This window comes from Kordia sp. SMS9, from assembly GCF_003352465.1.
Lineage (GTDB): Bacteria > Bacteroidota > Bacteroidia > Flavobacteriales > Flavobacteriaceae > Kordia.
The window spans coordinates 1,104,726-1,117,631 of record NZ_CP031153.1 but is presented as its reverse complement, the minus strand read 5'-3'; the positions used below and the strand labels follow the sequence as shown (position 1 = coordinate 1,117,631).

Annotated in this window: 12 protein-coding genes; 4 read left to right on the top strand and 8 right to left on the bottom strand. The window is 34.7% G+C overall.

The window, feature by feature from the left end; all coding sequences use genetic code 11:
* The first annotated feature begins 85 nt into the window (after nucleotides 1–85).
* On the top strand, nucleotides 86–1,318 hold the full coding sequence (locus KORDIASMS9_RS04910; protein WP_114901770.1) for an oligosaccharide flippase family protein: 1,233 nt from the start codon (nucleotides 86–88) through the stop codon (nucleotides 1,316–1,318).
* 377 nt (nucleotides 1,319–1,695) lie between these two features.
* Nucleotides 1,696–2,910, top strand: a complete 1,215-nt coding sequence (locus KORDIASMS9_RS04905) for a glycosyltransferase (RefSeq protein ID WP_114901769.1) — start codon at nucleotides 1,696–1,698, stop codon at nucleotides 2,908–2,910.
* 283 nt (nucleotides 2,911–3,193) lie between these two features.
* Here the strand turns inward: KORDIASMS9_RS04905 and KORDIASMS9_RS04900 are convergent, their stop codons facing one another.
* The 7 genes from KORDIASMS9_RS04900 to KORDIASMS9_RS04870 all read right to left on the bottom strand — a co-directional run bounded on the left by KORDIASMS9_RS04900 (nucleotide 3,194) and on the right by KORDIASMS9_RS04870 (nucleotide 10,836).
* The gene (locus KORDIASMS9_RS04900; protein ID WP_114901768.1) at nucleotides 3,194–3,715 is read right to left on the bottom strand and encodes an exonuclease; all 522 of its coding nucleotides are present in this window, start codon (nucleotides 3,713–3,715) and stop codon (nucleotides 3,194–3,196) included.
* 300 nt (nucleotides 3,716–4,015) lie between these two features.
* Entirely contained in the window at nucleotides 4,016–4,780 is a 765-nt protein-coding gene (locus KORDIASMS9_RS04895) for a UDP-2,3-diacylglucosamine diphosphatase (protein ID WP_114901767.1), read from the bottom strand.
* A 50-nt stretch (nucleotides 4,781–4,830) separates the two neighbouring features.
* Nucleotides 4,831–5,283, bottom strand: a complete 453-nt coding sequence (locus KORDIASMS9_RS04890) for a 6-carboxytetrahydropterin synthase (RefSeq protein WP_114901766.1) — start codon at nucleotides 5,281–5,283, stop codon at nucleotides 4,831–4,833.
* A gap of 104 nt (nucleotides 5,284–5,387) precedes the next feature.
* Nucleotides 5,388–7,769: an SIR2 family protein gene (locus KORDIASMS9_RS04885; RefSeq protein WP_114901765.1), complete on the bottom strand. Its 2,382-nt coding sequence runs from the start codon at nucleotides 7,767–7,769 to the stop codon at nucleotides 5,388–5,390.
* 210 nt (nucleotides 7,770–7,979) lie between these two features.
* On the bottom strand, nucleotides 7,980–8,747 hold the full coding sequence (locus KORDIASMS9_RS04880) for an enoyl-CoA hydratase/isomerase family protein (protein WP_114901764.1): 768 nt from the start codon (nucleotides 8,745–8,747) through the stop codon (nucleotides 7,980–7,982).
* 227 nt (nucleotides 8,748–8,974) lie between these two features.
* A complete protein-coding gene (locus KORDIASMS9_RS04875) occupies nucleotides 8,975–10,306 on the bottom strand; it encodes an MATE family efflux transporter (protein ID WP_114901763.1) in 1,332 nt (443 codons plus the stop codon).
* The gene (locus KORDIASMS9_RS04870; RefSeq protein WP_240321131.1) at nucleotides 10,303–10,836 is read right to left on the bottom strand and encodes a GNAT family N-acetyltransferase; all 534 of its coding nucleotides are present in this window, start codon (nucleotides 10,834–10,836) and stop codon (nucleotides 10,303–10,305) included. Before KORDIASMS9_RS04870 ends, KORDIASMS9_RS04875 begins: the two co-directional genes overlap by 4 nt.
* 74 nt (nucleotides 10,837–10,910) lie before the next feature.
* Here KORDIASMS9_RS04870 and KORDIASMS9_RS04865 point away from each other — a divergent pair, with 74 nt between their 5' ends.
* Both KORDIASMS9_RS04865 and KORDIASMS9_RS23090 read left to right on the top strand, forming a co-directional pair.
* A complete protein-coding gene (locus KORDIASMS9_RS04865; protein ID WP_114905150.1) occupies nucleotides 10,911–11,705 on the top strand; it encodes a universal stress protein in 795 nt (264 codons plus the stop codon).
* 134 nt (nucleotides 11,706–11,839) lie between these two features.
* Complete coding sequence (locus KORDIASMS9_RS23090) at nucleotides 11,840–12,010, top strand: hypothetical protein (protein WP_162819766.1); 171 nt, start codon at nucleotides 11,840–11,842, stop codon at nucleotides 12,008–12,010.
* A 30-nt stretch (nucleotides 12,011–12,040) separates the two neighbouring features.
* On the opposite strand, the gene KORDIASMS9_RS04860 is transcribed toward KORDIASMS9_RS23090, so the two are convergent.
* Entirely contained in the window at nucleotides 12,041–12,904 is an 864-nt protein-coding gene (locus KORDIASMS9_RS04860) for a S9 family peptidase (RefSeq protein ID WP_205318031.1), read from the bottom strand.
* Nucleotides 12,905–12,906: the final 2 nt, after the last annotated feature.

Here is a 12,906-nt window from a genome sequence, read left to right as displayed (position 1 = left end):
TTTCAGAGATATTTGTAGCAGAATTCATCGCAAAAACGAATAAAAGTGATGATATTTTCAAACTGAAATCACAAAAAAATAACGCATGATTGCAATCGTAAAAAAAGTAAAAAACAACCTTTCCGCTACACATGTATTTATGGGAAGCGTGTTGTTAGTAAATGGCGGAAACTACATATATAATTTATTGCTAGGTCGTTTTTTAGGACCTGAAAAGTTTGCCGACGCTGCGATTTTAATCACTTTTTTATTGGTGTTATCTTTTGTAGCAATGACGTTTCAACTGGTCACAGCAAAGTTTTCTGTACTGTTTGAAGCTGCTGTTTTCAAAGTTTTTGCTTCCAATATGTACAAAAAATCTGTGATTACTGGAATTGTTGTAGGTTTCTTAATCGTGTGCTTTGCAAACGAATTACACCTGTTTTTTAAAACATCGTCTTCCAGCATGTTTGTGGTTTTCGGATTGGGAATTCCGCTGTATTTTATCATGAGTGTAAATCGCGGTATTTTTCAAGGAACACAACAATTGGTGTCACTTTCGGTAACGTATCAAGCAGAAATGATCAGTCGGTTGGCAATTACATTGGCACTTTTATACTTTTTACAAATTGACTCTTCTTTGATCATTTCTTTGGGAATTTTAGCATCTTTTTTCTGCGGATTGATTCCGTTCAACCTGAAAAATATTTCTTGGAAAAGGAAAAATGAATTGAACAAATCGCAAAACAAATTGGTGCGTAACTTTTTCATCATCACGGCCTTTTATGAACTCACACAAATTATCATTAACAACAGTGATATTCTACTTGTAAAACACTATTTTGAATCTTATGATGCAGGATTGTACGCTTCACTTGCGTTGATTGGACGTGTTGTCTATTTCATTGCTTGGATGTTTGTGATGTTGCTCTTACCAACGGTTGTAAAATTGCAGAAAGAGGGAAAATCTACGGTTCCAATTTTATTAAAATACGTAACCTACATTGCAGGAATTGCAGCTGTGATTATTTTGGGCTGTGTATTCTTTCCAACACAAATCGTCACGATTTTATTTGGTGAAAGCTATCTTTCCATCACACCATTGTTATGGAAATACGCACTGGCGACAGGTATTTTTGCGCTCTCCAATATTTTCGCCTATTACTATTTATCGTTAGACAAATACATTCCCGTAGTACTTTCTGGAGTTTTTGGAATGTTTCAAATTGTGTTGGTCATTTTCTTCCATGAAAATTTAGCCCAAGTTGTGCATGTACAAATCATCGCGATGGTTTTGTTGTTGATAGTGCAGTTGGGCTTTTTCTTCAAAAACAACTAGTTTTTTTAAGATCGCTTTTCTTTTAAATTTTAAAGGGTTTCTTACTGCTGTAAATTTGTCAATTTGTTTGATACGTCCTTGCGAGTATTTTGAAAAAACACGTGGCAATCTATTACTAGTGAAAACTAATTCTACTTTGAAAATACTACGTTTTGTCATTCCGCACTTTTACACTGAGCGGAGTCGAAGTGTTGCGGAATAAACTATGAAACACATTTTCAAATGAACACAGCAAAAATGTTTCACATTGAGCAGAGTCGAAATGAAATCCAAACATTCTTTCATTTCACCGAAACATACTTGCATTTCGGCACAAGTCGTCTATTTTTCAGAAGTAGAAACTGCACATTTGTATTATAATTAAAAAACACATTCTCATGAAGTTAGCCATCGTAACTGCATATCCACCAAGTAAAGTCACCCTAAACGAATACGCATATCACTTAGTAAAAAGTTTTCGCCAGAAGAAACAGATTACTGAACTTATTTTGCTTACCGATGCCACACCAGAAACAAAAGATTTAAATTTTCCCGAAGCTGGCTGTAAAATCACCGTGAAAGAATGCTGGAAGTTTAACAGCTATAAAAACCTCTTTTCGGTGACTAAAGCGATCAACCAAACAAAACCAGATGCTGTGCTATTCAATTTGCAGTTTATGAAGTTTGGCGACAAAAAAGTAGCTGCTGCCTTAGGTTTAATGCTTCCGTGGATTTGCTCGTTAAAAAACATTCCCAACATTGTATTGCTTCATAATATTTTAGAAGAAGTCGATTTAAAAAGTGCAGGGTTCACCTCAAATAAACTAGTACAAAAAGTTTATAATTTCATTGGTACAAGCTTAACAAAATTGCTTCTTCAAGCGGATACTGTTGCCGTAACGATGAAAAAGTATGTAGCTATTTTAGAGAAAAAATATTTAGCGGATAACATCACGATGATTCCGCACGGAACGTTTGAAATTGCGCAAAAACCAACATTCACTTTGCCTCATGGAGCTTTAAAAGTGATGGCGTTTGGAAAATTTGGAACCTACAAAAAAGTAGAAACCATGATTGAAGCGGTGGAAAAAGTTCGAAAAACGTCAGGTTTACATTTAGAAATTGTCATTGCAGGAACCGACAATCCGAATGTGCCAGGATATTTGGCAACGGTTCAAGAACAATACAAACACATTCCGCAACTGACGTTTACAGGCTATGTAGAAGAAAAAGACGTTGCTTCGTTGTTTCACGAAAGTGCTGTGGTTGTATTTCCATATACAGCTACCACGGGAAGTTCTGGAGTATTGCACCAAGCAGGAAGTTACGGAAAAGCGGTTGTGATGCCAGATTTGGGCGATTTAGCATTATTAGTAAAAGATGAAGGCTATCGAGGCGAATTTTTTGAGCCTGAAAACATAGACAGCTTGGCAAATGCTATTGAAGCGATTGTGACCAATGATGCATACAGAATCTCGTTGGGAAAAACCAATTATCAAGCTGCTACTGCCTTTCCTATAAAACGCATTACAGAGATGTATTTGGAACAGTTTGAAGCGATTATTGAAAAAAAGATGTTGGATGTTGGACAGGCTTCGACACGCTCAGCGTAAGCGCCTTTATACTTTTTTATAATGTTACGTTTTTAAATGTTGGATTTTTTATAAAATAAGTCAATCGTTTTTGAATCTTCTATCAAAAAGTCCGACTTTAGAAACTTTGGGTTTAGATCACTGTCGCTCTTAAAGATTTCCAAATCAACACGACTATCGAAATTTTATTTGAAATAGTATAGATTCTTGCCTTCATTTCGACTACGCTCAATGTGACACGCAGGAATGATATCAGAAAACATCTTGAATCTAGATTCTAAAAGTCTTGGCTCTAACAAAAAAACTACTTCAAACTAATCTTTAACTCCATTTCTTTTTTCATCATTAATAATACTTCAGCATTTCCCATGGCGTCGTCAACGGGATTGTGCGTGTGTACAGTTTTGCGTAAATGTTTCCATTTGGCAAACGTGTCTTTTTCCAATCCACAATACAAATCGCCAAGTCTTCTTGAAGAATAGCCAAATGGATTTTCGCCGATAAAATGATGAAAGTACCAGCAAATAAACATCCAATCGAAGCCATTGTTATCACTGATAAAAATAGGTCGTCCTTTGGAGTTTTCTTGAATCCATGTTTTAAAATTGCTCATCACCGTTTTCGGATTGTCAAATGCTAAGGTTTCTTCTCGTGAAAATCCCGAAATTGACAACGCTGTCGGATCAAATTGCTCAGAAATAGGTTTTAGGGTTCCGTAAAAGGTTCTGTCAAGCGAAGGATCTACTAAAACAGCTCCAAAACATATCATAGAATAGTCGCCCGGAATTGGTCCGTCAGATTCTATGTCTACCATTATATAACTCATCTTTTTTTATTTTAAATGTTTGATGTTGAATTTTTCAATACGTCATCCAAGGAGAAACGACGAAGGAATCTGTTTCTAATTCTCACTAAAAATAGTGTTGGAAACAAACAGATTGCCACGAGTTTTACAAAACTTTCGCAATGATGTTTCAAAAAGAAGCAATTGTCCTCCGTCTGTTCGATTTTCGATAGAAAATTGTATCGAAATCTACTTTGAAATAGTACATATTCTCAAGGATAAAGGAATGATCATTGAAAGCGTTTAGATTCCAGCCTCCAACAGTCTTGGCTCACAAAAAAATTACTGCTTCGGTTCAAACGTTTTCAAAGACAGCGTTTTCCCATCAAATTCTCCGTAGGTGTAATATTGAATCCAATCGCCTAAGTTTACATAGCGGCTTTTTTCGTTGAGGTCAATTTCTAGCGGCAAATGACGATGTCCGAACACAAAATAATCATAGTGTTTGGTTTCTAATTTTCGTTTGGAATATTGCACCAACCATTCGTTTTCTTCGCCTAAAAACTTGGCGTCTTCATCACCTGAAATCAGTTTGTTTTTTACCGACATGTATTGTCCCAATCGCACACCTAAATCTGGATGTAACCAGCGAAAACACCATTGAAAAAACGTGTTGGTAAACACCTTTTTCATGCGTTTGTATCCTTTGTCACCAGGACCCAATCCGTCTCCATGACCAATCAAAAAAGTAGTATTGTTAAACGTGAATTCTTTTGGTTCTCGGTAGACAGGAATGTTGAGTTCTTTTTCAAAATAATCACGCATCCATAAATCATGATTTCCCACAAAAAAGTGAATTGGAATGCCTTTATCGCTCAAATCTGCCAATTTTCCTAGTACGCGCACAAATCCTTTGGGAACTACGGTTTTGTATTCAAACCAAAAATCGAACAAATCTCCCAACAAGAAAATAGCAGCAGCATCGTGTTCAATTTCGTTCAGCCATGCTACAAATTTTTTCTCTCTCGGAAAACTAGCTTCCGCCGTTGGCGCACCCAAATGATTGTCGGAAGAGAAGTATATTTTTTTTCCTTCAGGAATGTTCATGGTGTAAATATAAGAAAGCGCTTCGACTTCACTCAGCGCTCTTACTTTTTTTATTGGTTATCGCTGGCAAACCATTCTGCACATGACGAATCGGTTTCTTGCAAGCGCAATGAAAACAGTTGAATTTCTTTAGGAAGTCTATTTTTGATTTTTTCTGCAAAATCAATCACCATGTTTTCGCTTGTCGGTTGGTAATCGGCTAAAATTACATTGTGACCTTCTCCGCGCATCGTTAGTGCTAATGATTTATGCGGTGTATTTTTATTAAAAACAATTGCGTGATCAAATACGTCTACTACTTCTTCTTTTACAATTTTCTTCAGATCGGTAAAATCAATCACCATTCCCCATTTCACGTTGGTATTGTCTGAAATTGGTGTTCCAATCACGGTTACAGAAAGTTTATAACTGTGTCCGTGTACGTTTTTACATTTCCCGTCATAGCCGTATAACGCGTGACCGGTTTCAAAATTAAATTGCTTTGTAATGCGAATTTTACTCATGAGTCCTCAATTATGCGGCAAAGATAGAATATTTTACCATTTGTCATTCCTGCGCAGGCAGGAATCTAAACGCTACAACTGGATTTTTTGTGTTAAAATTGGTTTTAGTTCTTGGGTTTTTTAAGAATAGAATGGCTTAAACGATTTTCTATTTCAGAAATTTTTGCTTCAAATGTATGATACCTTATGTCTCCGAAAAGGTTAAAATACTCTTCATTTTTTTCTTTTACTAATTTCAATAAGTTAATATCTTTTTTTAGCCAAGTCAATTCAATTAAGGTATTTAATCTATCAACATAGATGTAGGGATTATTTTTTTCTATTGTTAATGCTATTTCAAACTTTTCTAGTGCTTTTTGATAACTCTTTTTGTCTTTTGTGATATTACCTAAATTATACAAAGCATTTCCTAACTTATAGGTAGTTCTTAAATATTTAGAATCAGGTATTTTTTTGTAACTTTCAATTGCTTGTTTAATTAGTTTTTCATCATTTTTTAAGTTACCAAGAAAGTTATATAAAGTCCCTAAGTTGTATTTAATTTTTAAATTAAATTGTTTATCGCTTGATATTGATTTATATTTTTCAATTGCTTGTTTAATTAGTTTTTCATCATCATTTATTTTTCCTAAATAATATAAAAAGTTTCCCGAATTATATATTGCTGAGGAATATATAGGATCGTCTTTCGTTACTAAGCTATATTTTTCAATTGCTTTTTTTAGAAGATTCTGGTCATTTTTTAATTGTCCAAGGTTACCAAGTGCTAGTGCATGATTAGAATGAAGTTTTGTAAAATTAGGATTAATTTCAATAGCCTTCTCACAATATTCTATTGCCTGTAAATGAAACTTTTTTTTATTCTTTAAAATACCTAAGGAAGTTAAAGCTACAGCTAAATTATTATAGCCTTCCACTGAATTAGGATTAATTTTAATCGCTTTTTTACAATTTTTAATCGCTAACTTAATTAGATTTCTATCATTTTTTAGATGTCCCAATTGAGACAATGCATGTCCTAAGTTACTGTAACTCGCGCAATTATTTGTGTTTATTTCGATAGCGCTTTCATACATTTTAATTGAACTCAAAAATAAATTTTCTTCACTTTTTAAAAGTCCCAGAAATAAATAGCTGTTTCCCCAATTAACAAAAGCATTTTCATATTTGGAATTAAGTTTTAAAACTTTTTTACAATTTTCAATGGCTTTTAGAAAAAGTTTTTCATCATTTTTTAAATTCCCTAATGTATTTTGGGCATCACTTAAATTATTGATAGCAAGTATATTTTCTTGATCACACTCAATAGCTTCTTCATATTTTTCAATGGCTTTCGCGTATAATTCTTTATTATTTTTTGGTTTAGCAATAGCTTTTAAACATTCAGCCCAGCTTGTATAAACAATACTTTTTTTGGGATGTAATTTGTTAGACATTTTGTATTTTTCAATAGCTTTATCATAATCTTTCTTCAATTCAAATTCTCTGCCTTTCTTATAAAATTCTATAGCTCCAAGCTCTAATAAAGTATTTTTACGTTCACTTTCATTTTTAACATTGTCTAATTTTTTTTCTAGAAAAATTACTTTTTTTTCTGTTTCATTGATTTGTTGTTCTAATAACTCCTGCTCAGGTGTTTTTTGGCTAGTAAAGCGCTCTTTTTCTTTTAGTAATTGTTCAATTACTAAGTTAGTTTCTGAATAATCTTCAATAGTAATAGCTTCTAAAAAACTTAAAGAACTATCCAATGTGTTTTTTGTGATAATAAAATGTTTTTGATTGTGAATACCTTTTAGGGTTTTAATGTATTGAAATAGTTCATTGATTTGAAAGTCACTCATGCTACAGCCAATAAACAATACAGTTTTACTTAAAATAGTGTTTCTCAGTGTTAATAGCGTTAACTCTGCATCATTATTGGGATTCGTATAAAGAGAATCGTAATCAGATGAGAATAAAATCATAGAATCAGAACGTTCATAAGTTCCATGAAGTTTAAATAAGGTAGGAATAGTAGATTTTGTAAAATTTACTAATTCGTGTCTGTTTCCAGTATGTGCTATGTTTTTTCGAAGCATAGGGTTTACTTCTTCAAATGCACAGTCATAATTAGTTGTAATAATTTGATTCGTTAATTTACAAATTTTATCATGTAATGATAGATCATTATCCTCTTTTAAATCAAAAAATCCTTTTGTAAAGTTTTTAATAACTCCTATGTTGATCGTTTCCCTTTTTTCGATTAAATCTAAAATATCAATTGGATCAAACTTACCAATAAGTGGAATGAGTAAATCAGCATCTTCATAATTTTGGTTTTTTAGATCATTTAAAATCAGTAATACTAAATTATTCCAGTCACCAATTTTTTGATTTTGTTTATTCTCAAGATTAAAAGATAGTCCAGCTCCAACAAACATAACAAGATTATCTTTTTTAATTGCTTCTAATATTTCAGGATGGAAGCTGTATGTTTTAGCAGTCATGCAATAAAAGTATTATGATAACCACTAAAATACAAAAATGTATCTATTTTCTTTCGAAAAAATAGTTGTATAGCCTACTTTTTAGCATAGAAGTGAGATTTTTCAATTTGTTCTCGACTGCGCTCGAACTGACAGTATCTAATCGTGAAGCAAGTTGTTAAATTAATGATGAGATGCTGAATCAAGTTCAGCACTACAAACAACAAACAACTACTTTTTAAACTTCGCCAAAGCATTTTTGGTAAAGTCTGATAAAACCAATGTTCCTGAAAGTTCGGCGCGTTCGGCGAGAAGTTCATCCCAGTTTTCAGTGTCTTCCCACAATATTTTTTTCATGCCTGCCAACGCATCTGGATTGTAGGAAGCGAGTTTTTCTGCGAAAAGTTCTACTTCCTTGTCCAATTCGGCTTGTGTTTCAAAGACTTTGGCATACAAGCCTTTTTCTTTTGCCCAATAGGCAGTTTTCCATTCGCTTGGTGCCAAACTTAATTCTGAAAATCCTGCTTTTCCAATTCGGTTTTGTACGGCTGGTGCAATGACAAACGGACCAATTCCGATGGTTAATTCTGAAAGTTTGATGGAAGCTGCTTCGGTTGCTAAAGCGTAATCGCACGCTGAGATCAATCCTACGCCGCCGCCAACAGCTTTTCCTTGTACGCGACCAATGATTAATTTTCCGCAGGTTCGCATGGCATTGATGACATTGGCAAAACCACTGAAAAACGTTTTACCGTCTTCTAGATTATCAATCGCAACGAGTTCGTCAAAGGAAGCACCAGCGCAAAACGCACGATTGCCTTCACTTTTTAAAATAATCACACTGACAGCATCGTTTTCTGAGAGTTTCTTCAATTCATTGGTCAATCTATCTAACAATTCGCCTGGAAATGAATTGCTGGCAGGATGTCCAAATTCGATCGTTGCTATATTATTTTGAATGTGGGTGTATAAACTTCCGTTGCTTCGTGTGGTGGTCATGATGTGTGATTTTGTGTTGCAAAAATAGGAAGATATTTTTAGTAGTGAGAATTTAGATATGAGTATTGAGATTTTTTCAGATGTCATTCCTGTTAAGACAGGAATCTATAATACTTCAAAGTGGATTCCGCAATAAATGCGGAATGACAAAATGTAAAATAGAGAAGAAATGTTATGTTGAACTAGATTCAAGAGTACGCATCAATTCAACATTCAACATAAAAAGGTTACACTTTCGTTTTCGGCACAAATTCTCTTCGAAATAAATAAATAAGCGGAATTCCGCGTGCAATCATCCAGAAGGTAAAGGCAATCCAAACGGCGTAGAGTTTTAAATCGAAGATATCTAACACCAAAATAGTTGGGACAAATACGAATATCGTTGAAAAAAGCAATACGTTTCGCAAGGTTGCCATTTTCCCTAATCCCTTAAAGATTCCATCAAAAATAAACGCAACGGCACAAATAGGTTGCATTGCTAAAACGAGCCAAAAAACAGCGTAAAATTCTTTTAAAACAGCAGTTTCTTGTGTAAATAATCGTCCGATAGGATAGTATAAACTGCTACCAAGAATCAACATAATTACACCTACAATGATGGCATATTTTGTCAATCGTTGACTGAGTTGCACCAATTCGGTATAGTTTTTTTCACCATATAATCTTCCTGATAAAATGTTCCCAGCACTGGAATATCCATCAATGATAAACGCGCCAAACAACCAAATATTTAGCAAGACAGTATACGCTGCACTGTATTGCGCACCGTATTTTGCTGCAAAAGAAGTTCCGAAATATAAGGCTACATTTAACGCAATAGTTCTGATAACTAAATTGAGAATCATGACGGTCATTTTGGGTAATTCTTTGTGAAAAGGCAATTTGATCGTCAAAGGAATTTGTGTTTTTCTCAACAATAATATTACAGATAGTATTGCCATAAAGAGTTGTGAAATGATACTTGCATACGCCGCGCCATCTACATGCATGGCAGGAATGAAATTTTTGATTCCGTACACCAAGACAATGTCTAACCCAATATTGAGTAAGGTTCCCAAAATTGCAATAATCATAGGAATGTAGGTGTTTTGCAAACCTCTAAATACGCCAAAGATGGCAAAGGTGAGCAAGGTAAATGGCAAGCCAAAGATGCGAATGCGGAAGTATGAAAAACTATAATCTAATGTGACGCCTTCTGCATTGTAAAATTTCAAAATATATTCGGCAAACGGATAACTGATGGCAATCAGCACAAAACTGATGAGCAGAATAATGGCAATGGCTTGTGCAGGCAAGGTTTTGATGTCTTCTAATGTATTGGCTCCTAAGTATTGTGAAACCAATGCGGAAATAGCGCTGCGTGTTTGTCCAAAAACCCACACCAACATGGAAATGAACGCGCCCGCAATTCCAACAGCAGCCAAAGCTTCAGTGGCGTCTATAGCTACGTTTCCCACCACGGCAGTATCTGTGATAGAAAGCAATGGTTCGGCAACTCCAGCAATTAACGCAGGAATAGCGAGTTTGTTAACGAGTGATGTGGTGATTTTTGTTTTCAAAGAATGCGTTCGTAACAGTGAAAAGGATATACACTTTGTTTGGGAAAGTAAATATCTTCCAGTTTTTTATAGCCACGAAGTTCGTAAAACTTTTGGTTTCTAGGGTTCTTACTAAAGGTATCTAATCTTATGGAACGATAATTATTTTCTATCGCGTAGTTTTCGGCAAATTCCATCAAAAATTGAGCACAACCTTTTCCTTGTACTTTGGGGTGAATTGCCAATCGGTGAATGTATAGATTTGCTCCATCTGGCGAAAGCCAATTGACAGCTTTATATTCTTCATCCATCAAGGTAGAAATGACAATGCAGCCAATAATTTCGTCAGTTTCTAGCAAAACATACAATTCACTTCTTTCAATATCATGTACAAATGCGGCGCGATTTGGATAGTTTTCATTCCACTGAAATATTCCTTTTTGAATCATAAATTTTGCACAGGCTTTGGTTATACTCAGAAGCACAGGAATGTCTTGAGAAGTGGCTTTGCGAATGTTCAGATTCATAGTAATATGCAATATTTTCGGCATTTAAAGATATTTTAAAAATTTGAAAAATGACCTTTGAATTAAAAAATGATTATTTTTGCAGAAATTTTAAGACAATGAACCATATTTTAGTTCCTATAGGAGAATCTACAAATGCAAAGAATACGTTGCAGTACGCGATTGATTTTGCGCAAGCTGTAGACGCCAAAGTATTTGTATTTAGAGCATTTAAAGTACTTTCTAAAGCAGGAACGATTTTAAATGTCGATGAAATCGTAAGTCGTGAAGTAACGACATCCGTAAAAGAAGTTGTAAATAGTGTAGACTTGAAAGATGTTGAGGTATCTGTAATTTCTGCGAAAGGAAATGTCATTGATAGCATTAATTCTATTGATAAAGAGCTAGGAATTGACTTGATTATTTTGGGGCCACGAAGCAACTCTATTAAAGAAGAAATGTTTTTGGGAAGTACTTCAGGGAGCATCGTAAAACAAACGGATATTTCCGTATTAGTGGTGCCAGAAGGATATACATTTAAACCAATTAAAAAGGTGTTGACAGCGATTAAATCTGGTGTGATCAAACGAAAAGAAGTACTGCAGCCGTTGGAAACGATTTTAGAAGTTTTTGGAGCAAAAATGCGCTTGCTACAAATAAAAACACCGAATTTTTTACCTGAAGATTTAGAGTTTCATTCAGAATTGGCAGCCATTACATCTGCATACAGAAGTTCTGAAAATTCTACGTTATTTCAAGGTGTATTAGAGCATTTAAATGCTAATAATCCAGATATGATTTGTGTGTTTAGACGCAAACGTGGATTTTTCAAAAAATTGTGGGAGCAAAACTCTGTAAAGAAAGTCGATTTTGAAAGTCGTTTGCCTTTATTGGTTTTAAAAGGAACTGACTAAGAAAAGAAATATTTTATACGATGAAAGCTGTTCAATCTTCACATTGAGCAGCTTTTTTTGTTTGCAGCTTTTCAACGTTGGAAAGCTTCTTCATATATTTTGTAACTTGAAGAATTAACCAAAAATTTTAAATCATGAAAAAACAAAATTTGAAGAGCTTGCAATTACGCAAAAAAGTAATTAGCGAGTTTAAAGTAAAAGACTTGACAGCAAAGGTTGGAGGCGCTACAGGCGATCCGTGTAGTGGAGACACAGCTCCTGTTTATAGTTGCCACCAGGAAACATGTATGGGGCCACCAAAATAAGAAAAATAGTAGTTGTAGAAAAAGCGGGTTTTAGGACTCGCTTTTTTGCTTTTTAATGAACTCAATCGTCGTTTCAACCACTTCTTGTAAATCTTTTGGCAGTTTGGTTTCTTTCCACGGATGTCGTGCGCCAAATACATGATCAGCATTTTCAATAAGCTGCAACTTACTTTTTGGATTCCATTGCTGGATTTTTTTTGCTTCTTCCACAGGAACTGCGGTATCGGTAGTTCCGTGAATGAGTAGGTGTGGAATTTCAATATTTTTAGCGGCACTTTCAATATTCAAACGCGTTGAATTTGATTGAAAATCTTCAAAAAACTGATAGAAATGTGGCATTTCTTGTTTGGTTCTGCCATTCACGACATAAAAAACACCTGAATTTTTCCAGTCTTCCAAAGCTTTTCCTTTTGGGAATCGAGTTGCGTAATCACATACACCAGCCCAAGAAATAAGTTGGGTAATTTTGGGTTCTTCTGCAGCTTTGATTGTTACAATTCCGCCGCCGCGTGAATGTCCAATTAAGGATATGTATTGTGTGTTCGCTTCCGCAGAATGAACAAACGTATCGCTTATTATGTGATTGATCACATAGTGCAAATCGTTCAATTCTTTACTATAATTGTTTTCGCCAAACGCTTCCAAATCTGGAAAGTCGATCGGTTGTTGCATTGTGCCGCCGTTGTGTGAAAAATTAAATTTCACAAAGAAACAATCCGCCGCCGCGAAGGCTTCTGCCACCAAATTCCATGCGCCCCAATCTTTAAAACCTTTATAACCATGACAAAAAATGACCACAGGTTTCGGCTGATCGTTCTTTTTAAAAAAGTAATCAATCAGTATGTTTTTGTCGTTTTTGCGTGTTAAAATGGTGTTTTTGAGCTTCTGTATCATGC

What these genes read in the sequence shown, in the direction of transcription:
- KORDIASMS9_RS04910 (WP_114901770.1), top strand. Translation starts at nt 86, where the DNA reads ATGATTGCAATCGTAAAAAAAGTAAAAAACAACCTTTCCGCTACACAT.
- KORDIASMS9_RS04905 (WP_114901769.1), top strand. Translation starts at nt 1,696, where the DNA reads ATGAAGTTAGCCATCGTAACTGCATATCCACCAAGTAAAGTCACCCTA.
- KORDIASMS9_RS04900 (WP_114901768.1), bottom strand. Translation starts at nt 3,715, where the DNA reads ATGAGTTATATAATGGTAGACATAGAATCTGACGGACCAATTCCGGGC.
- KORDIASMS9_RS04895 (WP_114901767.1), bottom strand. Translation starts at nt 4,780, where the DNA reads ATGAACATTCCTGAAGGAAAAAAAATATACTTCTCTTCCGACAATCAT.
- KORDIASMS9_RS04890 (WP_114901766.1), bottom strand. Translation starts at nt 5,283, where the DNA reads ATGAGTAAAATTCGCATTACAAAGCAATTTAATTTTGAAACCGGTCAC.
- KORDIASMS9_RS04885 (WP_114901765.1), bottom strand. Translation starts at nt 7,769, where the DNA reads ATGACTGCTAAAACATACAGCTTCCATCCTGAAATATTAGAAGCAATT.
- KORDIASMS9_RS04880 (WP_114901764.1), bottom strand. Translation starts at nt 8,747, where the DNA reads ATGACCACCACACGAAGCAACGGAAGTTTATACACCCACATTCAAAAT.
- KORDIASMS9_RS04870 (WP_240321131.1), bottom strand. Translation starts at nt 10,836, where the DNA reads ATGCCGAAAATATTGCATATTACTATGAATCTGAACATTCGCAAAGCC.
- KORDIASMS9_RS04865 (WP_114905150.1), top strand. Translation starts at nt 10,911, where the DNA reads ATGAACCATATTTTAGTTCCTATAGGAGAATCTACAAATGCAAAGAAT.
- KORDIASMS9_RS23090 (WP_162819766.1), top strand. Translation starts at nt 11,840, where the DNA reads ATGAAAAAACAAAATTTGAAGAGCTTGCAATTACGCAAAAAAGTAATT.
- KORDIASMS9_RS04860 (WP_205318031.1), bottom strand. Translation starts at nt 12,904, where the DNA reads ATGATACAGAAGCTCAAAAACACCATTTTAACACGCAAAAACGACAAA.